We start from the raw sequence: 21,747 nt of genomic DNA, 5'->3' as shown, positions 1-21,747 counted from the left end.
GAATTAAAGACGGTAAAAGATATGCTAAAGAAACTATATGTAGTGTTGGTGGTTAGTGCTGCGCTTGCCTGCCAGGCCTCTCCCTCTAAACCGGCGAAAGTTGCCGGTTCTAATGATCTGCAACCAGATGAGCAGCAAAGCATAGTGGCCAAAAAAGTGGCCGAATTGATATCAAAATACAATTATAAGAAGGTAACTCTTAACGATTCTATCTCAACAGAGGTGTATAACCGTTACATCAAATCGCTTGATGTTAACCATAATTACCTGCTGGCATCTGATATAAAAGAGTTTGAAAAATATAAAACCGTTTTAGATGACGACCTGAAAGCCGGTAACCTGGCCAATGTGTTCTACATTTTTAATGTGTACCAAAAAAGGTATAACGACCGCATTAAGTATTCGCTTACGCAGATCAATACCAATTTTGATTATAGCAAAAACGAAACGTTTACTTTTGAGCGCGACGACTTACCTTGGGTTAACAGCGAAAGCGAAATGAACACCCTTTGGGGCGAACGTGTAAAATACGATCTGCTTAGTTTAAAGGTAGCCAATAAGGATATGGCTAAAAATAAAGAGGTGCTGAAAAAACGTTACGATAACCTGTTGTCGCAATCAAATAAGCTGACTAATCAAGACGTATTCCAGATCTTTATGGATGCCTTTACCGAGGCTGTTGATCCGCATACTAACTACTTTAACCCGGCCAATGCCGCTAATTTCAACATTGAAATGTCGCGTTCGGTACAGGGTATAGGTGCATCATTATTGTCAGAGAACGAGTACGTAACTATCAAATCGGTAGTACCTGGCGGTCCGGCTGATAAAAGCAAGCAAATTAATGTTGACGACCGCATTGTAGGTGTTGCACAAGGCAAAACCGGTGAGTTCCAAAACATTGTAGGCTGGAGAACGGAGAACGCAATTTCACTTATTCGTGGTACTAAAGGTACAACTGTACGTTTAGAGATATTGCCAAGCGGTGTGAACACTTCAAGCAAGCCAAAAATTGTTGAAATGGTGCGCGAGAAGATCATCCTGAAAGATCAATCGGCCAAAAAAGAAATAAGAACTTACAACAGCAACGGTAAAACTTTTAAAGTAGGTATCATCTCTATCCCGGCATTTTACCTTGATTTTGATGACTACCGTTCAGGTAATCCTAACTACAAAAGCACCACCCGCGATGTTAAACTGATACTGGATACCCTGAAACAGGAGAAAGTAGACGGTGTAGTGATCGATCTTCGTCAGAATGGTGGTGGTTCGTTAACTGAAGCTATTGAACTTACCGGCTTATTTATTAAAACAGGCCCGGTTGTACAGGTAAAAGACGCTGCAAGCCAAATTGAGGTGAATGATGATGAAGATCCAACGGTAACCTACGCTGGTCCGTTATTGATCAATGTTGACCGTTTCAGCGCTTCAGCATCCGAAATTTTCGCCGGCGCTATACAAGATTATGGCCGTGGTTTAATTGTGGGTACCCAAACTTATGGTAAAGGTACCGTGCAAAGCGCCATCAATTTAGATAAAGTAATAGGTAATTCACTGGTTGATAAGGTTGCTAATTTAGCAGGTAACAAACCCAAAACAGCCGGTAACGGCAGCCAGAATACTTATGGTCAGTTAAACCTTACTGTTGCCAAGTTCTACCGCATCAGCGGTGGATCAACCCAGCACAAAGGTGTATCGCCTGATATTGATTTCCCATCGGTTATTCCGTTGGATAAATATGGTGAAGATACTGAACCATCGGCATTGCCTTACGATGTGATCCCTAAAAGCGCTTACACCAAGGTGGGTGATTTTGCAACCGTATTACCCGAACTTAAAAAGCTGCATCAGCAACGTATGGCAAAAAGCGATAGTTATAAATACCTGTTGCAGGATATCGCGGATTTTAAAAAGCACGATGCTGAAAAAAGTGTAACGCTTAACGAAGCGCAGTTTAAAAAAGAACGCGACGAAGATGAAACTACCGCCTTTGAACGTGGTAACAAACGCCGTGTAGCTATGGGCTTGCCTCCGCTTAAAAAAGGACAAACAAGGCCACGCAACGAAGATTTGGATTTTATTAAGGTTGAGGCCGGACAGATCCTGATCGACTATATTAATTTAGATAACAAGTTTACTTCGGTAATGAAGTAAGCGTAGCTAAAAGCATATTTAACAGATCCCGGTTCGGAAACGAAGCCGGGATCTGTTGTTTTAAAACCAATTGGTATTACAATGGTTATCTAAGCACCATGGCTAAACCATTGCTTGAATTTACCGATAGGGGCATCTACTGCGAACAGGGCAAGTTTTATATTGACCCCTGGAAACCTGTGGACGATGCCGTGATTACCCACGCCCATGCCGACCATGCCTATTGGGGGCACAAGCATTATTTGGCCCACCATTTATCGCGCGAGGTTTTACTGTATCGCCTTGGCGAAATTGAACTGCAAACCGTAGAGTATGGCGAAACGGTAATGAAGAACGGCGTGCAGATCTCGCTCTTCCCGGCGGGGCATGTGATAGGTTCGGCACAGATCCGGTTGGAGTATAAGGGTGAAGTTTGGGTGGTATCCGGCGATTATAAAACGGAAGACGATGGGATATCAACACCTTTTGAACCGGTACGTTGTCATCATTTTATATCAGAGTGCACCTTCGGGATGCCTGTTTACCAGTGGAAACCGCAGGTTAAAATATTTGAGGATGTAAACAGCTGGTGGCAAAGCAATGTGGATAACGGCGTGGCTACGGTAATTGTGGGTTACTCGTTAGGCAAGGCACAACGCATTTTGCAGAACCTCGATCTAAATATTGGTAAGGTATATACCCACGGCGTTATCGAAAATACCAATGAAGCCCTGCGCCGCAATGGTGTTATACTGAACCCTACTGAACGTATTACCATAGATAGCCCGAAAGAGGAAGTACGCAGGGGAATCATACTCGCCCCGCCATCATCAGTAGGCACACCATGGATGCGGAAGTTTCAGCCATATAGTTTCGGCTATTGTTCGGGCTGGATGGCGATCCGCGGAGCGAAAAGCCGCAGGGCTGCCGATAGGGGTTTCATTCTCTCCGACCATGCCGATTGGGATGGCCTCATCAGCGCCATTGATGCTACCGGTTGCGAAAAAGTATACCTTACCCACGGTTACACGGCATCGTTCACTCGCTATTTAAACGAAATAGGTTTTAACGCGCAGGAGGTGCATACGTTATATGGTGATGATGAAGAGGGTGCTTCATCTCCGGCAGAGGGGGAAGTTGTTGAGGAAAAAGAAAAGGCGCTATCACCCGGAGAGGATTTAGGTGAAGCTAAGGAGGAATCTGCTATATGAAAGCATTCGCCCAACTCTTTCTTTCCTTAGATGAAACCAACAAAACCAACGAAAAGGTTAAGGTTTTAAAAGAATATTTCACCAGCGTGCCCGATTCGGACAAGATGCACATGCTTGCACTCTTTACCGGCAGGCGGCCGAAGCGGCCTATCAATTCTACCCTGGTGCGTAACTGGGCCATCGAGGTATCAAACATCCCGGCCTGGTTATTTGAAGAAAGCTATCACGTAGTGGGCGATTTGGCCGAAACTATGGCCTTGCTGATGCCTGCCAATGAGAACAGCAGTCATAAATCGCTCACGGAATGGATTGCCGAAATAAACGAAATTGCTACCCGCACCGAAGAAGAGCGTAAGCTTTGGCTGGTAGAATCATGGGCGATGCTGGATAGCCAGGAGCGTTTTGTGTTCAATAAACTACTGACGGGAAGTTTCAGGGTTGGGGTATCGCAAAATCTGGTAATTAAAGCGCTGGCGGATATATCCGGAATTGAAGCGCCCACGCTTACCCACCGCATTATGGGGAGCTGGATGCCCGAAACTTATCATTACCCGCAATTGATACAGGCACAAGGCGCGGCCGATGATATTTCGAGGCCGTACCCTTTTTTTTTGGCTTACCCTATACAGGAAACTTCAGAAAAGAGAAAGTCGGCCGATGACTTGCAGACTTCATTAGGCGATGCCGGTGACTGGCAGGCCGAATGGAAATGGGATGGCATCCGCGCGCAGATGATTAAGCGCGAGGGCAAAATATTTATATGGAGCAGGGGAGAAGACCTATCCACCGATAAATTCCCCGAATTGCACCCGTTTTTAAATGCCCTGCCAGATGGTACTGTTTTAGATGGGGAAATACTGAGTTTTCGGGACGATCAGCCATTACCGTTCAATGTGTTGCAAACACGTATTGGCCGCAAAAACTTAAGTAAAAAAATACTGGAGGAAAGTCCGGTTGCGGTAATTGCCTACGATTGTTTGGAGTACGAGGGCGTAGACATCCGCAGTAAAACGCAAAGCGAGCGCCGCGAGATACTGGAAACCTTACAAGCCGCCACGTCATTTTCGGATATATTCAGAATTTCGGCACTCATAAAGTTTGATAACTGGGGCGAACTGGAAACCATCCGCGAGCAATCACGTGCCATGATTGCCGAAGGTATTATGCTGAAGCGTAAGAACGCCACTTACCAGGTTGGTCGCCGCCGTGGCGATTGGTGGAAATGGAAGATAGATCCGCTGTCGATAGACGCGGTGATGATCTACGCGCAAAAAGGCCACGGTCGCCGTGCCGATCTGTATACCGATTACACCTTTGCCGTATGGGATGGCGATAAGCTGGTACCCTTTGCCAAAGCCTACTCGGGCCTTACCGACCAGGAGATAAACAAGGTTGATAACTTTGTGAAGCGTAACACGCTCGAAAAGTTTGGTCCGGTACGCACCGTAAAACCCGAACTGGTATTTGAGATTGGATTTGAGGGCATCAATAAATCAACCCGCCACAAATCGGGCATCGCCCTCCGTTTCCCCCGCATCCTCCGCTGGCGGCATGATAAAAAGAAAGAAGAAGCGGATACTTTAGAGAGTTTGAAATCGCTTTTGAATGAATGATGTTTTCTTTTGTCATTGCGGAGAGCGAAGCAACCTCTTTCTCCTTCACGTCATTGCGAGGTACGAAGCAATCTCTACTTAGGCTTTGCTTGTGCTGTGATTTACGTTAGTCTGCTCTTGGGCGCAGTGCCCCATTACTTTTGAGGGCAAAAGTAACAAAACCCTTGTCCAGCAAAAGGCTTCTTTGCCGCACATGGCCTCTGCGCTGCAAAACGTGCAGAACTTAGGGCTGGAACTTTTGCCCCGCCACTCTTGCCCGCCCACATGCAACAAGTTCGCTATGCCCGCATTTGCGCTCGTGGCCTCCACAGTTCTGCCCGTTTTCGCCCGAAGCTCTTTGCTGACGGGGATGCGTTTATAAATGGGTCATCCTGAGCTTGTCGAAGGATCGTGTGCAGAGGCCATCACCCGCGCACCCTTCGACAGGCTCAGGGTGACAGGCTATGCCTTTCTGATTTTACACGTCACCTCACCTTCATTCCCGAATTTTAAACTTCGCAATAACGATAGTTTGATTTATCCTACTTCTTAAACCGCTCCACAACATTTACCGCACTGCCCGGTAGTTTTACTTTGTAACGGTAGCCGCCGTTAAAGGCATCTTCTTCTTTAATAAACTCATGGGTTTTCTTGGTGATCCAGAAGGTTTGGGTGAATTTGGCGCCGTTGTGTTCTCCATCGTGCAGCAGTACCCAGCAATCAACCTTTTCGTTATTTAACAGGGTGAGCGTTTCGCTGCCGGTTACTTTGTATAGGATATAGTCGGGTTTCAGGATGCCGGCATCGTAAAAGTTGATGGCGAAAGTTTTTCCGGTCGCCAGCGGCAGCATCTCAAATGTTTCGATATCTAAATTCCAGTTAAAGTTGGGAATGCTAAAATCAATCTTGAAATCCTTAGCCAGGTTGTTTGCAACGGTATCTGCCCCAACTACTTTATCAGCATACCAATTATACGCCTTGGTTTTAGTGCCGATAGTTTCGGAGTGATAAACAGGGGCGAAGTCTGCTTTTTTATTGATGGATATAATGTGGCGGTACTGGTTGGTATCGGCGGCGTACCAGTTTTGGGTAACCTTATACACCGGCTGGTTTTGAAATGTGGTGACGCTAACATCGCGCGTCCATAAGGAAATGCTGAGCACTTTGTTGCGTACGGGCATTTGAAAATAAACCATGTATTGTTTAAACCCGGGTTGCAAAACCGATGTGAGCAGACGCTTGTCCTTCAACCGGATGGTGTCTACAGTTTGGGCAAATGTATAGCTGCCCATACAGGCCAGCAGCAATGCGAAAAGTATAGCTTTTTTAATCATGATAAGTTTTTTATTGCCGGTTTGACTTGTTGCACAGGCATTTGTTACAGGCCCGAAAATCATCATCAAAATTTACAAATGTTAGCCATTGACCAATGTGAAAAACCCGCATTTAAGTTCAAAAGCCTATTCAGTTTGTTCATTCAAGGCTGATACAGAACCTGTTGAAGTTTGTAGCCGTTAAGATTTTAACTGAGAGCAAAAAAGTTTTCGGTGCGACTAACGAACTAATTAATATTATGATGAAAAGACTACTTTCAATCCTGCTGATTGCTTCAGTTACGGGATTTGTATCGTGTAAGAAGGACAAATCGAAAGATAATGGTCCGGATGAAAACCCAACCAAAATTGCTCCCGACGGTTTTACCTTTAAAACCAGTAAGGATGTTAACGTTAATGTAACGCTTAAAACCAATAACGATCAGCCAATATCGGGCGTAGTGGTTAGCGTATACAATGTAGGCAGCACCAATAGTGATCAGGCCATTTATAAGGGCGTAACCGATGCTAACGGTAATTTAAAAGCCACCATTAACGTAGCAACTTCTGTAAGCCAGTTAGTTGTAGACCCTGCTTATGTAGGCTTTATACGTAACGCCCGTGTTGCTATCAACGGCTCATCATCAACAGTGGTGCTGGGTGGTAAAGCAGGTGCCAGCGGCGATATCGTAGCCGAACAAATAAACCCGACCGGCGTAATAAGGGGTAACGGTTTAGGTACCACCGGTGTTATCACTACCGATTATGGTTACCCAACAGGTTACACTGCATCTAACGCTTTTGTAGCGCCAACCAACTTGGGCAAACCTGCCTATCTGGAAGCTACTGGCGATATTATCGATGCCTCTTTACTCTCTTATGTAAACGCCTCGTTGCCGGAAGGCACACCATTAACTACTTCGCACCCTGAATATTTAAGTTCGAGCGCGGTAGCTACTATCAACGTAACCGCTAAATCAGATGTTTGGATCACTTTCGTATCTGAAGGCGCTGGCTTTTTAAATTCGCTGGGTTATTATACTTATAAAACTACCGATCCGCCAACCTTATCAACAGGCGGTACATTATTGGGTGGTATTGATAAGGTAACCTATGTATTCCCTAATGCTTCGGCCTTAAACTCTGGCGGTGCCTTAAAAAGCGGCGATAAAGTGAAACTGGGTACTTTTGAGGCAGGCACTTCTATCGCATTCGTAATATTACAAAACGCGTGGACTGGCTCTACAGTAAATACAGCCGCCACGAAGTTTTATACCAACCCTAACTTTAACCCTGAAACTACTACGGCTACTAAACGCCACTCGGTAATGCTTTATGATAATGTGCATAAACTATTCCTGCTGGGCTTTGAAGACCAAAACAGGCAAAGCGGTTCGGATAACGACTTTAACGACTTAGTTGTTTATGCTACCGCTAACCCTATTACGGCGATATCAACTACTAACGTAGCAGCCATTGATGATGGCGGCGATACCGACGGTGATGGCGTGGCCGATGAATCGGACGCGTTCCCTAACGATGCTACAAGGGCATTCATCAGCTATTTTCCATCAGAAAGTACTTATGCGCAGGTGGCATTTGAAGATAACTGGCCATCAAAAGGCGATTACGATTTGAATGACCTTATCGTAAACTATCGTTATAAATATATACTAAATGCTAAAAACCAGGTAGTAACCCTGCAAGGCGATTATATTGCCCAGGCAGCAGGCGCTTCATTTAAAAATGGTTTCGGTGTGCAACTGCCGGTAGCTGCTTCAACAGTATCATCGGTAACCGGGCAAAAAATTATCAGTAATTATATAACCTTTGCCAGCAGCGGGGTAGAAGCCGGGCAGGCCAAAGCGGTAATTATTCCGTTTGATAACCAGGATGGGGTATTGAAATATCCTGATGGATCATTCCTGGTAAATACATTAACTAATAAGGATAAGGTTGCGGGTACCCCGGTATCAGTACTGCTTACCTTCGCGTCGCCTATAGATCAGGCTAATTTAGCGGCTTCATCATTCAATCCGTTCCTGATCAGTAACCTGCGCAGGGGCTATGAAGTGCACTTACCAGGCAATGTGCCAACTGATAAGGCCGATACCAAACTATTCGGTACTGCCGATGACGTATCGGTACCATCAAGTGGTAAGTATTACCTGTCGGCACAAAACTGGCCATGGGCTATCAGCTACAACACAGCCATCAGTTACCCAATTGAAACGGCAACTATTACCAAAGCCTACCTGCACTTTGCAGACTGGGCGGCATCGGGCGGTTCGAGCTTTACCGATTGGTACAGCAATACCGCGGCAGGCTATCGCGATAATAGCTTCATTTACTCAAAGTAGGATTTCTTTAATTAACTAATAATGGGGAAGCGTCACAAGCAATTGTGGCGTTTTTTTGTTTGTGGGGAATTCATTTTGTGGAAAATTTTCCCAAAGTGAGAAAAAGTGTGAAGTAAAATATTGACCTTTGGCACGCAAAAAGGGCTATTTCGTGCTTGAAACCCAGTATTGGCAAGTTTGGACTTATAGTTGCATAAGACTGAACAAAAAGACACACTAATTAATTTATAACATGAAAAAAGTATTTACCTACCTGTTGATGTTTGGAATCGCGGGTATCGTATCTTGTAAGAAAGACGGTTCAAACCAGGTTAACCCAAACCCAACCACCTCTACTGACAAAATTGCCCCTGAAGGTTTCAACTTTAACACTACTAAAGATGTAGCGTTAAACGTAACATTGAAAACCAACAACGACCAACCAATTGATGGTGTAGTTGTAAGTGTTTACAATCCTAACAATACTACTTCTCCAATTTTTAAAGCAGTAACTGACAAAAGCGGTAACTTCAAAGCAACCGTTACTGTACCTACTTCATTAGATAAACTGATCATCGATCCTGCTTACGTAGGTTTAATGCGCAACGCAACTGCTGCTATCAATGGTAACGCTACTACAGTAGTTATCGGTGGTAAAAACAGCTTCGGTGGCGATATCATCGGTTACACTGCTGATCAAACTTTAAAAACTAACTCAATACGTACGGCTACTACAGGTAACGCTCTTAACATTAAATTCGCTTACCCTTCACCATACACAGGTTCAGCCGACGCGGTATTTAACAACTCAACTTATCCGCTGAGTGTTGGTCGCCCTAAATATTTAGAGGCAACCGGCGACGTGATCGACGCTTCATTATTAAAATTTGTGAACGCTTCATTGCCAGAGTCAAACCCGGTTCCTAAAAGCCACCCTGAGTACTTGTCAAGCAAAAACACTACTACGCTTAACATTACAGCACAGTCTGACGTTTGGATCACTTACGTATCTGAAGGTGCAGGTTTCTTAAACACTTTGGCTTACTATACTTACAAAACCGGTACTCCCCCAACCAGCGCAAGCGATATCACTAACGCTACTATCATATTGCCAAACGCATCAAACACAGGTTCGGCCGGTGCTTTAAATGCAGGTGATAAAGTAAAATTAGGTCGTTTTGAAGCAGGTACTTCTATTGGTTTCATCTTATTACAAAACGCATGGACCGGTTCAGGTATCAAAACTGACGGTACTAAATACTTCTCTCAAGATAACTTGAACCCTGAGAGCAGCGCGAGCTTAAAGAAACACTCTATCGCTTTATATGATGATGTTCATAAATTGTTCCTGATAGGTTTTGAAGATCTTCCAAGAGATGTTGACTCTGATAACGATTTTAACGACTTAGTTTTCTACGCGACTTCTAACCCAGTAAACGGTATATCACAAGATGGCGTACCTGTAATTGACAAAGGTGGTGATACAGACGGTGACGGTGTTGCTGACGATCAGGATGCTTTCCCTAACGATCCTACTAAAGCTTACATCAGCTACTACCCATCTGCTACAACTTATGCTCAAGTAGCATTTGAAGATAACTGGCCTAAAAAAGGTGACTATGACATGAACGACTTAGTGATCAACTACCGTTACACTTCAGTATTGAACGCTAAAAACCAGGTAGTAACTTTGCAAGGCGATTACTTGCCACAAGCATCAGGTGCTTCATTCAAAAACGGTTTCGGTGTACAACTACCGGTAGCAGCTTCTACAGTAGCATCAGTAACAGGCCAAAAAGCTATCAGCAACTACATCAGCTTCGCAAGCAACGGTGTTGAAGCCAGCCAAAGCAAAGCGGTTATCATTCCTTTCGACAACCAGGATGCAGTATTGAAAAACCCTGACGGTTCATACTTCGTGAACACTTTGAACGCTAAAGATAAAATGACAGGTACTACAGTATCGGTATTGGTAACTTTCGCTTCACCTGTTGCACAAGCAAGCTTAACACCATCAACCTTCAATCCGTTCCTGATCAGCAATCTGCGCAGAGGTTATGAAATTCACCTGCCGGGTTATGTTCCAACTGATAAAGTTGACGCTAAATTGTTCGGTACTGATGATGATGCTTCAAAACCATCAGCAGGTAAATACTACTTATCTAACGAAAACTGGCCATGGGCTATCAGCTATAACACTGCTATCCTTTATCCACTTGAAACAATTAGCATCACCAAAGCATACCCTCACTTTGCTGAGTGGGCAGCTTCAGCCGGTTTGTCTTTCACCGACTGGTACAGCAACACTGGTGCAGGTTTCAGAGATAACAGCTCTTTATACTTGAAATAATAAAATATTAGTGGTTTGATTTGATGAGGCAACGTCGGTAACGGCGTTGCCTCTTTTGTTTTATAAGAACCGGTAATATATATACCCGACGACCGCAGCACTGACGGTTGTTTCCCGCGAAACCGAAATTCACTTAATAGATTAAATTTAACTGTGGCGAAAACTCCACTGTGCCAATTTAAATTAAAAAACTAATCATTTTGTTCACACACTTCATACCTGTTGTGAGAAGTGTAAATGCCGAAATAATAATGCTTTGGAGGTTTTTTTAATTTTTGTGAAATCTGCTTCACAAGCAATTGGGGAAATTTGGGGAAATGGTAATCGGGGATAAGTGTGGAATTTTTTACTATGCCCAAGTAATTTAATTTCACCAAAATGGAGCTTTCTTTCTATAAACTATATGTTTTTGGGGAATGGTGCAGTGTTTGCAATATGGCACTTACATCTATTTACTAAATTAAAATATAAATGAAGAAGCACTTAACCTTACTTATTGCCTTAGCTGTAACCGGCATGGTATCTTGTAAAAAGGATGTCCAAACCGGCTCAGATAACACAACCACTGCCGCGAATGGCAAGGCCGCTCCGGATGGTTTTAACTTTAAAACCTCTAACGAGGTAAATGTTAACATTACTCTTCGTGCTAATAACGACGAGCCTTTATCAAACGTACTGGTACGCATATTCGACCCGGCCAATACTAATGCTGATGAAGCGCTGTACACCGGTATGACGGATAATGCGGGTAACATACAAGCTAAGGTGAATGTGCCTGCCGGCTTAAGCCAGGTAATTATAGATCCTGCTTATGTTGGTTTAATGCGTAACGCTATCGCTAAAATAAACGGCAGTGCAACTACTGTAGTTATTGGTGGTAAAACTACTTTCAGCGGCGATATTATAGCACAGGCGGTTACTCAAAAAAATCGTAAAATATTCAGCACAGGTACACAGGCGGTTACAAGCACCCAGTTTGTATATCCTGCACCTTATACTTCGGCAAGCGATGCTATCTATAACGATGCTAACTTCCCGTTGTACTTAGGCGTACCTAAATATAAGGAAACGCAACGCGCTAACATCACACCGTTGATGCTTAAATACATCAACGCGTCGTTACCGGAGTCTGTCCCGGTTGAAAAACTGCACCCGAAATACCTTACTAAAAAAGCGGTACCTACTATCAACGTAGTTAAAACATCTGAAGTTGATGTAACCTTTATATCTGAAGGTGCTACTTACCAAAACACGTTGGCTTACTATACTTATCCAACCAACAATCCTCCAAAAAACGCTAACGATATTAAAAAGGCAACTTTTGTGTTCCCTAATACTTCGGCAGCAGGTTCGGGTGGTGCTTTGCAGGCTGGTGACCAGGTAAAACTGGGTACTTTTGAAGCCGGTACTACTATCGCTTTCATCGTATTGCGTAACTCATGGACAGGTTCAAGCATCCAAACCGATGTAGATAAATTTTACTCTATCGATGCTTTCAACCCTGAAACTGATAACACCATTAAAAAACATACTGTAGTATTAAATGATGATGTGCACAATCACTTTGTGGTAGGCTTTGAAGATATTGCCCGTAACGAAGCCATCTGCGATCATGACTTTAACGATATCGTTTTCTACGCTAAAGCAACCGTTGCCGACGCGATTGACCCTACTGATATTCCTATTATTGATAAAGGTACCGATACCGATGGTGACGGTGTAAGCGACGAAGCTGACCAATACCCTAACGATCCGGAACGTGCTTTCGATAGCTACTACCCATCTAAAACCCGTTTTGCCCAGGTTGCTTTTGAAGACAACTGGCCTAAAAAAGGTGATTATGATATGAATGACCTGGTGATTGATTATCGCTACAAATTTGTACTTAACGCTAAAAACCAGGTGGTTGACCTGCAAGGTTTATATGTGCCAATTGCAGCCGGTGCCTCATTTAAAAACGGTTTCGGTGTGCAATTGCCGGTGCCTGCATCAGCAGTTAAAAGGGTAAGAGGCCAGCAATTAATTGGCAGCTACATTAAACGTACTGCCGAAGGTAACGAGGCAGGCCAAAGCAAAGCGGTTATTATACCATTTGATAACCACGATGCCGTGTTGAGCTATTTCGACGGATCATACTTTGTAAATACCAAACCTGAAAAAGATAAGGTAGAAGGCAAACGTGTTACTGTAACCATCAACTTTAACGCACCTATAGATCAGTCAGCATTAAGCGTGGCCGATTTCAATCCGTTCCTGATCAGTAACCTTAACCGCGGCGCGGAGGTTCACTTGCCGGGCTATTTACCAACCGATTTGGCTAATGCCAAATTATTCGGTACTGATGATGACAGCACTAACCCGGCAGCTAACAGGTATTACCTGTCGCCAAATAACCTGCCATGGGCTATCAGCTACCAGTATTCGGTTAAATACCCTATTGAAGGTGTAAACATTAACGATGCCTACCTGCACTTTAATGAGTGGGCAATGTCTGCCGGAAGGCAATACCCTGAGTGGTATACCAACGAAGGCGCAGGCTACCGCGATGTTTCAAAACTATATCAGAAATAAGTTTACCACACTATAAACAAGCAGGCCCCGCTGATATCAGCGGGGCCTGCTTGTTTATAATAGAATTTTGAAAACCGTATTATATATTCTCGGCGTTTTTTTCCGCGGTCTCGCGTTCGCGCAGGTTACGCATTATTTTGGTGAAGCCATGATGTACTCGCGTTTCATCGTATAGCGGGAATACCAGTCCGGAGCCCCAGAAACGTGTGCCATCCTTGCGTACATGGTAGCGCTCATCAATAGCACGGCCTTCACGCAGGGCGGTGCTAAGCTCTTGTTCGGGTATACCTGTGGCCACATCTTCGGGTGTGAAGAAAATTTTAGCGCTTTCGCCCAATATCTCTTCCTCCTTAAACCCCAAAACCTTTTCGGCACCGGTATTCCAGCTGTTAACATCGCCATTGGTATCGGTAGTTACCACGGCATAATCTTCCAGGCTATCCAGTACCTGCCTGAAAAAGTCTTCGCTCATACGAAAATAGCTGTCGTTATATACTGTATTGCCCGTAATGCTGTCGTTATCGCTGGCATAATCAAGCATAACAACGGTATTGCCCGGGCTGCTGATCATTTGCAGCGGCTCGCGGGTTATACGATAATAGGTTTCGTAACCATTGGGTAAGGCAAATACATCCGGCTGTTGCTTTACGGGCTTCAAAACAATGGGTAGTTTATTGTCGGCATCTTCGTTAAAAGCGATGTTGGCCAGCATATAGGTGTATCCTTTTTCAATCAGATCGCCCAGTAACTGTGGTGTAAGTATAATTTGCATCTGCTTATTATTATTATTCAGTGTTAACTTATATAACTCTCATAATCAGCATGTGTTTTAAAAAAGAAAACCCCATCATTACTGACGGGGTTACTTGGTGTAAATTAACTATTATAGAGGGTTGATCTTTTGTTGATCAATCACTGCACTTATATATTGCAGTGCAAAAATGGCCTCATAATTTAGGTGGATATGGTAGTAAAGGCCATACGTATTTGCATCGGCTAAAATGCGTTAATAATATTTAGTAGGGGAATGTTCAAATGTAATAAGCCTTACTGAATTTGAAATACAGAGTTTTCCACAAAGTACATAAAGCATACCACATAAGTAGTTGTTTATACTTAAAATAACTTTATTTGGCATATTAACGGTGTTAATAAATAGCATTAATGTTACGCAATAAGGCTATATATTACTTTTTGCTGATTGGTTTTAACTTGTTTTAACACTACATTTAGGTTTTAACAAATTTATACAATGAAAAAACTGACACTCATTGCCCTGTTAGCTGTATTTACAATAGCTGCCAAAGCGCAGGATACCGCCAAACTATACAACCCCGCCGCTGATGCCAAAGCCGAAATAGCCGCCGCGGTAAAAAAGGCTGCCAAAGAGCATAAGAACGTATTGCTGCAATTGGGTGGTAACTGGTGTAGCTGGTGCCTCAAGTTTAATAAACTGGTTACCAACGATGCCGACCTTACCAAATACCTTAACGATAACTATGTTACGGTACACGTGAACTACAGTAAAGAGAATAAGAACGAAGCCGTACTGGCCTCATTAGGCTATCCGCAGCGTTTTGGTTTCCCGGTATTTGTAGTGCTTGATGGTAAGGGTAACCGCCTGCATACCCAAAACTCAGGTTACCTGGAAGAAGGCGATGGCCATAGCAAAGCCAAGGTGATGGAGTTTTTCCAGAACTGGTCAACAAAAGCGCTCGATCCAAAAAGTTATGTGAGTGTTAAATAATTTTTTATTAATTGTAACGTTTTTGTTATATTGCATTTACAACTAATTTAAATTATTGAGCTATGGTAATGGTACGGATTTATTATGACTACTACTTTGGCAGCCTCGACAAGATGTTCGTAAAGGTTTGCTCAGCAAAAATCTTCTGACAAAACAAAAAAAGCCGCATAAAAAATGCGGCTTTCGTTTTATAGCTGTATTGGGTTACCGAATACTAATTATTCAATAACGCTAACTTTTAACATATTGGTTTTGCCTTGTTTTACAATTGGCACGGCAGCAGTGTTAATTACTACATCGCCCGGTTGTATAAGATCGGCAGTTTTAAGTATGCCATTTACATCGCTGATGGTTTGATCAGTACTTTCCAGTTTATCGTAGTAGAAAGCTCTTACACCCCAAATTAAACTTAAAGCGTTTAACAGTTGAGTGTTAGAGGTAAAGATATAAGTACTTGCCTTTGGCCTGTAGCTTGAAATTTCAAAAGCGGTATAACCAGAAGTGGTCATTGATACGATACCTACCGCGTTACTATGCTCTGCAAGGTAAACAGCCGAACTGCAAACCGCGTCGCTTAAGTAATTAGGTGATGCAAGGTCTAAAGTGCTCTCTTTTGATGAGTTGAACGGATAACCGAACTCTTCAACGTTACGCACAATTTTAGCCATTGTTTCAATAACAATAACCGGGAACTCACCAACTGAAGTTTCGCCGCTAAGCATTACCGCGTCAGCGCCATCAAGTACAGAGTTGGCTACGTCATTCACCTCGGCACGGGTTGGGCGAGGGGTAGTGATCATTGATTCCAGCATTTGTGTAGCCACAATTACCGGTTTTGAAGCCGCGCGACATTTGCGAGCAATCATTTTTTGCAACAAAGGCACTTGCTCTAATGGCATTTCAACACCAAGATCGCCACGGGCCACCATTACGCCATCAGTAGCGGCAATAATAGCATCAATATTGTCAATAGCTTCCGGTTTTTCAACCTTGGCAATTACGCGTGCAGCGCTGTTGCGTGAGTTGATCACGCGTTTCAGTTCAATAATATCTGAAGCATCACGCACGAAAGATAAACCGATCCACTCTACATCGTTATCTAAAGCGAAGTGCAGGTTAGAAAGATCTTCTTCGGTTAAGCTTGGAATAGATACTTTAGTGTTTGGCAGGTTAACACCTTTACGTGATGTTAAAATACCACCGTGTACAACCTCGCAAACTACGGTGTCTTTACGGTTGGTTTCAATAACGCGCATTTGCAGTTTACCGTCATCCAGCAAAATGATCTCGTTAGGTTTTACATCCTGCGGAAAGGTTTCGTATGTGATGTAGATCTGGTTGTCGTCACCAATGCACTCATTGGTAGTAATGTTGATGCGTGTACCATTCACCAGGTGAATACCACCATCTTTAACTAAGCCGATACGTATTTTTGGTCCCTGTAAATCAGCCAGTATACCAACATTGGTTTTGTACTGTGCATTGATTTCGCGAATGGTATCGATAGTTTTTTTGTGATCTTCGGGTTTTCCGTGAGAAAAATTAAGACGGCAAACGTTCACGCCGGCCTTTATCATCGATAATAAAACATCTTTCGGCGACGATGCGGGACCCATCGTGGCTACTATTTTTGTACGGTTATAACTCAGTTTCATATGGGGGTAACTTAAATTTTACAATGGTGTAACAATCACACTCAAAATTGCGCCGCTAAAATAGGAGATTTTCGCGGGATTTTAATTTTTTAGGATCAATCTTTACGGCGGCAACAATTTCGGGTATCTTATTTAGCGAAAAAACAAGCGTATCAAGCTCATCATCATCTATATAGTTTTTTATCATCAAAAAATAATCGATCTTTCGCATTTCGGGTATAAGGTAGCCATCTGATCCTTTATTGGCAATAAAAAAGAAATCTGTTTCGCTGGCTTCCCAATGATGCTCGTAAATAGAAAAGAAAACAGGCTGCGCGGCCTGGTTTATATCAACCTCAAGGTCGGTTTTTTTAACAAAATTAAAATTGAGGTGCTTATTTATAAGGTAGCAAATGCGGTAATCTTTTAACGAAGTTGTTACTGCGATCAAAACAAAATCAAGATCGATCTCAAACTTTAAAAATTTCCTGTTCAAAATCACTATTTTTACAGCGGTAAATTTACAAATTGAAACTGTAGGCATAAAATTTTGTTACTGATATTGTGCAAAAGTTTTACATTTGATATTTAACAGAATTTATTTTTCTTTGCAACTGAAAAATTATTAATCATTAAACTATAAGACTATGTCTGATATCGCTTCAAGAGTAAAAGCTATAATCGTAGAAAAATTGGGTGTTGACGAAAGTGAAGTAACACCTGAAGCAAGCTTCACCAATGACCTTGGTGCCGACTCTTTAGATACAGTAGAACTGATCATGGAGTTTGAAAAAGAATTTAACGTAGCTATACCTGACGATCAGGCAGAAACTATCGGTACAGTAGGTCAGGCAGTTGCTTACCTTGAAAAAAACGTTAAGTAAGACTCCCTAAAGCTATTAAATGGAGTTTAAAAGAGTAGTAGTAACCGGGCTTGGTGCGCTTACTCCTATTGGTAATACCGTTCCTGAATACTGGGACGCTTTATCAAGAGGGGTAAGCGGTGCTGCCTTGATCAAGAGTTTTGATACCACACATTTCAAAACCAAGTTTGCCTGCGAGGTAAAGGGTTTTGATGCTGATGGTTTTCTGGGGCGCAAAGATGCGCGTAAGCTTGATCCGTTTGTGCAGTATGCCTTGTTTTCAACCGAAGAAGCCGTAAAGGATGCCGGATTAGACTTTTCAAAGCTGGATACCAGCCGAATAGGTGTAATTTGGGGTTCGGGTATTGGCGGTTTAAAAACGTTTTTAGATGAAGTAATTAACTTTGCTAAAGGCGATGGTACACCGCGTTTTAATCCGTTCTTCATCCCTAAAATGATTGCGGACATTGCCCCCGGGCATATTTCAATTAAATATGGCCTGCGCGGACCAAACTTTACAACAGTTTCGGCTTGTGCTTCTTCAAACAATTCGTTGATTGATGCCTTCAATTACATCCGTTTGGGTAAAGCAAATATGTTTATCTCTGGTGGTTCTGAAGCTATTATTAACGAAGCCGGTATAGGTGGTTTCAATGCCATGCATGCCCTCTCAACCCGTAACGATGATCCTTCAACAGCCTCAAGGCCGTTTGATCTTGATCGTGAAGGTTTTGTGGCAGGCGAGGGTGCAGGTACCATTATATTGGAAGAACTTGGCCATGCAATTGCCCGTGGTGCAAAAATATATGCCGAAATGGTAGGCGGCGGCATGAGTGCTGATGCGTATCACATGACGGCACCACACCCTGAAGGTTTAGGCGCGGCCTTAGTAATGAAAGCGGCGCTTGAAGATGCAGGCCTTACACCTGCCGATATCGACTATGTAAATGTTCACGGAACATCTACACCGATTGGCGATCCGCAGGAAATTAAAGCCATACAAGATACTTTTGGTGACGATATCTATCGCATCAATATCAGCTCAACCAAATCAATGACCGGGCACTTGCTTGGTGCTGCGGGCGCGGTTGAAGCTATAGCTTCTATTATGGCTTTGCAAACAGGCATTATACCTCCAACCATCAATCACTTTACTGATGACCCAGTATTTGATCCTAAAATTAACTTCACCTTTAACACTGCACAAAAGCGCGAAGTTAATATAGTTCAAAGCAATGGGTTTGGTTTTGGCGGCCATAACGCGTCTGTTATATTTAAAAAGTACGAAGTTTAAAAGTATTGAATGCCTATTAGTCGGTTTTACAAGCTTTACCTATCTCCTAACAGAAAATATGTTAAAGTACTAAAGAATTTGCTCGGTTTTGTGCCGGGCAATTTGTCGTTATACCGCTTGGCATTTCGTCATAAATCTGTAGCACAAAACGTAAAGAAGGGTGTTAAGAACAGCAACGAGCGCCTGGAGTTTTTGGGCGATGCTGTTTTAGGCAGCGTTGTGGCCGAAGTGCTTTTTAAATTATACCCTTATAAAGACGAAGGTTTTTTAACCGAACTGCGATCAAAGATAGTTAGTCGTGTTAACCTTAACCAGTTAGCACGCAAACTTGGCTTTGAGCAGTTAATTGAATATGATAACCGGATCCTCAATTCCGGCAGGCAGGGCTCGCTTTTAGGCGATGCCTTTGAAGCACTTATTGGTGCGGTGTATCTTGATAAAGGGTACGATTTTACCAAAAACTTCCTGATCAACCATATCATTAAATCGCATATTGATATCCATACGCTTGAGCAAACCGAAACCAATTTCAAAAGCAAGCTGATTGAATGGTGCCAGCGCCATGGTAAGGATATTAGCTTTGACCTGGTAGGTAACCAAGAGGGCGAAAGTACCAAACTGTTCACCATACAAACCAGTGTCGACGGCGAAATAATGGGCTTGGGTAAGGAGTTCAGCAAGAAGAACGCCGAGAAATTATCTGCGGAGAAAGCATGCGAAGCGCTGGGCATTTAAAGCGAAAAGGTGAAAGCTTAAAGGAGAAAGGTGACATGTGTTGAGAATCAAGAGATAAGATTCAAGAGACAAGAGTTGAGAATCAAGAGATAAGATTCAAGAGACAAGTTAACGCCGAAGTCTTGATTCCTGAATCTAAATTCTTGAATCTAATAAATCAGTCTCTGCTTAGCCTTATAGTATCAGTTCCGGGATTGCTTAGTGGGGAAACTTTTATTCGGTTTTTGTTTTTTTGGTAGTAGTCGAAGTTTTTCTTGACCTTTTGTATCAGTTCATAATCGTTCCAACCTTTTACATCTTCAAAAGAGGGGCGGTAAAAATCCATGAATTTCCTGATCTCTTCGTCATCAGTTAAGCCGGTTGAGCTTTTTACAAGCGCTTTGGTGTAACGGTGACTTACTTCGGCTTCCTGCAATTCGTTTTTGGCGTAGGTAGCAAAGTGGCGCGCCTGTCCCGGTGTTTTGCCGAAAAGTTCGTAAAAGCCGGTGATAGGGGATACTAAAAATAATAATGCGGGTGGCTTGCCATCAAAAAATACGCCTTTGCCACGGTAGCTCCGCATCACTTCGGCCAGTTCCTGCTGCTTGGTTTGCGCTTTTACGCTCAGTCCTTTCAGTTCAATTTCGGGCGAGAGATATATTGCGATGTCGTTTTTACCTGCTACTATCACTTCTTCGCTTCCATACGATTTTTTGGTTACCAGCAGGGTGTCACCCGTAGCAGCCGGAATAGAAAAAATCCCCAGTTCATCGCTCATCATAATGGTTTGGGTACGTTTATTGGTAACCAATGCCTGCGCCACACGAATGGATGCCCCCTTTTTATAAATAACACCCTGGATGCTTTGCGCACGCGTTAAACCGGGCAGGCCAAGCATGCAAAGCAGTGTTAAAAGGGTGTTGGATATTTTAATTTTCATTCGGTATTAATCAACGTAAACATAAATATTGTATTTTAGATACAATGTGAAAAAGTGTTAAAACCACAAAAAGGTAAACATTAAGATACATAGTTTAGTAAAACAGTAAAAAAACTATCTTTGCACATGATAAAATCCATGACAGGGTATGGAATTGCCAGTTTTGATTCGGGCAGCACAAAGTACACCGTTGAAATAAAATCCCTGAACAGTAAATTTCTTGAACTGTCGTTAAGGTTACCCAAACTGTTTTCTGATAAAGAGTTTCAGCTGCGCAACGATTGCAGCAAGCAAATAGATCGTGGTAAGGTAAACCTTTCTATTAATGTAGAGCAAAGCGGTTCGGCCGTTAAAGCTGCCGGTATTGATAACGATCTGTTAAAACACTATTACAATCAGCTTAAAAATGTAAGTGCCGAGTTGGGCGAACCATCGGGCAACTTGCTGCAATTGGCTTTGGGTTTACCCGAGGTAGTTAAATATAACGAGGAAACCGTATCTGAAGACGAATGGAAACAGGTTGAAAAAACTTTTCAGCAGGCATTGGCCGCTTTCCAAAAATTTCGCCAGGATGAGGGTGACGTATTGGAGAAGGATGTTAGATACCGTATTGAGGTAATTTTGAACAACCTGAAAGCCGTTGAGGTAGAAGAGCCGAAACGTGTGCCGCTAATACGTGAACGCCTTAACCAGTTTTTAAATGACGCGGTAGCCCGCGAAGCTATCGACCAGAACCGTTTCGAGCAGGAATTGATCTATTATATTGACAAGCTTGATATTACCGAAGAAAAGATAAGACTGAAAACGCATTGCGAATACTTTTTAGAAACCCTGAAAAATCAGGATGCTAACGGTAAAAAGTTAGGTTTTATAACCCAGGAGATAGGCAGAGAGATCAACACCCTTGGTTCAAAAGCCAACGATGCCGCTATACAGAAACTGGTAGTAGGCATGAAAGAAGAGCTTGAAAAAATTAAAGAACAATTACTAAATGTGTTATAGTCATTAGGTCATTGGGTCATTAGTCATTGTAAAGGTTAACGCTT

16 protein-coding genes are annotated in these 21,747 nt (G+C 42.9%); 11 read left to right on the top strand and 5 right to left on the bottom strand.

Going from position 1 to position 21,747, the window contains the following annotated elements; translation table 11 throughout:
- The first annotated feature begins 21 nt into the window (after positions 1-21).
- From AC07NA_RS18840 to AC07NA_RS18830, 3 genes are all read left to right on the top strand, one after another.
- Positions 22-2,154 carry a carboxy terminal-processing peptidase gene (locus AC07NA_RS18840; protein ID WP_494899105.1) on the top strand — a complete coding sequence of 711 codons (2,133 nt, stop codon included), beginning with the start codon at positions 22-24 and terminating at the stop codon, positions 2,152-2,154.
- Between the two features lie 98 nt (positions 2,155-2,252).
- Positions 2,253-3,344, top strand: a complete 1,092-nt coding sequence (locus AC07NA_RS18835) for a ligase-associated DNA damage response exonuclease (protein WP_494899104.1) — start codon at positions 2,253-2,255, stop codon at positions 3,342-3,344.
- Positions 3,341-4,957, top strand: a complete 1,617-nt coding sequence (locus AC07NA_RS18830; RefSeq protein ID WP_494899103.1) for an ATP-dependent DNA ligase — start codon at positions 3,341-3,343, stop codon at positions 4,955-4,957. The genes AC07NA_RS18835 and AC07NA_RS18830 overlap by 4 nt, the downstream gene beginning before the upstream one ends.
- A gap of 521 nt (positions 4,958-5,478) precedes the next feature.
- On the opposite strand, the gene AC07NA_RS18825 is transcribed toward AC07NA_RS18830, so the two are convergent.
- Positions 5,479-6,270 (bottom strand): DUF3108 domain-containing protein, encoded by a 792-nt coding sequence (locus tag AC07NA_RS18825; protein ID WP_494899102.1) that lies wholly within the window; start codon positions 6,268-6,270, stop codon positions 5,479-5,481.
- A gap of 239 nt (positions 6,271-6,509) precedes the next feature.
- On the opposite strand from AC07NA_RS18825, the gene AC07NA_RS18820 reads away from it, so the two are divergent.
- The 3 genes from AC07NA_RS18820 (at position 6,510) to AC07NA_RS18810 (ending at position 13,509) form a co-directional block, all read left to right on the top strand.
- Entirely contained in the window at positions 6,510-8,609 is a 2,100-nt protein-coding gene (locus AC07NA_RS18820; protein ID WP_494899101.1) for an LruC domain-containing protein, read from the top strand.
- Between the two features lie 232 nt (positions 8,610-8,841).
- A complete protein-coding gene (locus tag AC07NA_RS18815) occupies positions 8,842-10,938 on the top strand; it encodes an LruC domain-containing protein (RefSeq protein ID WP_494899100.1) in 2,097 nt (698 codons plus the stop codon).
- A 471-nt stretch (positions 10,939-11,409) separates the two neighbouring features.
- Positions 11,410-13,509 (top strand): LruC domain-containing protein, encoded by a 2,100-nt coding sequence (locus AC07NA_RS18810; protein ID WP_494899099.1) that lies wholly within the window; start codon positions 11,410-11,412, stop codon positions 13,507-13,509.
- Between the two features lie 79 nt (positions 13,510-13,588).
- On the opposite strand, the gene AC07NA_RS18805 is transcribed toward AC07NA_RS18810, so the two are convergent.
- Positions 13,589-14,281 (bottom strand): PAS domain-containing protein, encoded by a 693-nt coding sequence (locus AC07NA_RS18805; RefSeq protein WP_494899098.1) that lies wholly within the window; start codon positions 14,279-14,281, stop codon positions 13,589-13,591.
- A gap of 480 nt (positions 14,282-14,761) precedes the next feature.
- On the opposite strand from AC07NA_RS18805, the gene AC07NA_RS18800 reads away from it, so the two are divergent.
- Complete coding sequence (locus tag AC07NA_RS18800; RefSeq protein ID WP_345213137.1) at positions 14,762-15,256, top strand: thioredoxin family protein; 495 nt, start codon at positions 14,762-14,764, stop codon at positions 15,254-15,256.
- 218 nt (positions 15,257-15,474) lie between these two features.
- On the opposite strand, the gene pyk is transcribed toward AC07NA_RS18800, so the two are convergent.
- Positions 15,475-16,911 (bottom strand): pyruvate kinase, encoded by a 1,437-nt coding sequence (gene pyk, locus AC07NA_RS18795; RefSeq protein ID WP_494899097.1) that lies wholly within the window; start codon positions 16,909-16,911, stop codon positions 15,475-15,477.
- Positions 16,912-16,966: 55 nt separating this feature from the next.
- Positions 16,967-17,434 carry an IPExxxVDY family protein gene (locus AC07NA_RS18790; protein ID WP_494899096.1) on the bottom strand — a complete coding sequence of 156 codons (468 nt, stop codon included), beginning with the start codon at positions 17,432-17,434 and terminating at the stop codon, positions 16,967-16,969.
- A gap of 103 nt (positions 17,435-17,537) precedes the next feature.
- On the opposite strand from AC07NA_RS18790, the gene AC07NA_RS18785 reads away from it, so the two are divergent.
- The 3 genes from AC07NA_RS18785 to rnc are packed head-to-tail and all read left to right on the top strand — an operon-like array spanning position 17,538 to position 19,782.
- On the top strand, positions 17,538-17,774 hold the full coding sequence (locus AC07NA_RS18785) for an acyl carrier protein (RefSeq protein WP_031266521.1): 237 nt from the start codon (positions 17,538-17,540) through the stop codon (positions 17,772-17,774).
- Positions 17,775-17,793: 19 nt separating this feature from the next.
- Positions 17,794-19,047, top strand: coding sequence for a beta-ketoacyl-ACP synthase II (gene fabF / locus AC07NA_RS18780; protein WP_494899095.1), 1,254 nt, complete (start codon positions 17,794-17,796; stop codon positions 19,045-19,047).
- 9 nt (positions 19,048-19,056) lie between these two features.
- A complete protein-coding gene (gene rnc / locus AC07NA_RS18775) occupies positions 19,057-19,782 on the top strand; it encodes a ribonuclease III (protein WP_345213133.1) in 726 nt (241 codons plus the stop codon).
- A 157-nt stretch (positions 19,783-19,939) separates the two neighbouring features.
- Here the strand turns inward: rnc and AC07NA_RS18770 are convergent, their stop codons facing one another.
- The gene (locus tag AC07NA_RS18770; RefSeq protein ID WP_494899094.1) at positions 19,940-20,701 is read right to left on the bottom strand and encodes a hypothetical protein; all 762 of its coding nucleotides are present in this window, start codon (positions 20,699-20,701) and stop codon (positions 19,940-19,942) included.
- Between the two features lie 126 nt (positions 20,702-20,827).
- On the opposite strand from AC07NA_RS18770, the gene AC07NA_RS18765 reads away from it, so the two are divergent.
- Positions 20,828-21,703, top strand: coding sequence for a YicC/YloC family endoribonuclease (locus AC07NA_RS18765; protein WP_494899093.1), 876 nt, complete (start codon positions 20,828-20,830; stop codon positions 21,701-21,703).
- Positions 21,704-21,747: the final 44 nt, after the last annotated feature.

This window comes from Mucilaginibacter sp. GW821-FHT07G05, assembly GCF_059418565.1.
Note: the sequence above shows the minus strand (reverse complement) of the source record. Positions and strands in the feature narration are given on the sequence as shown.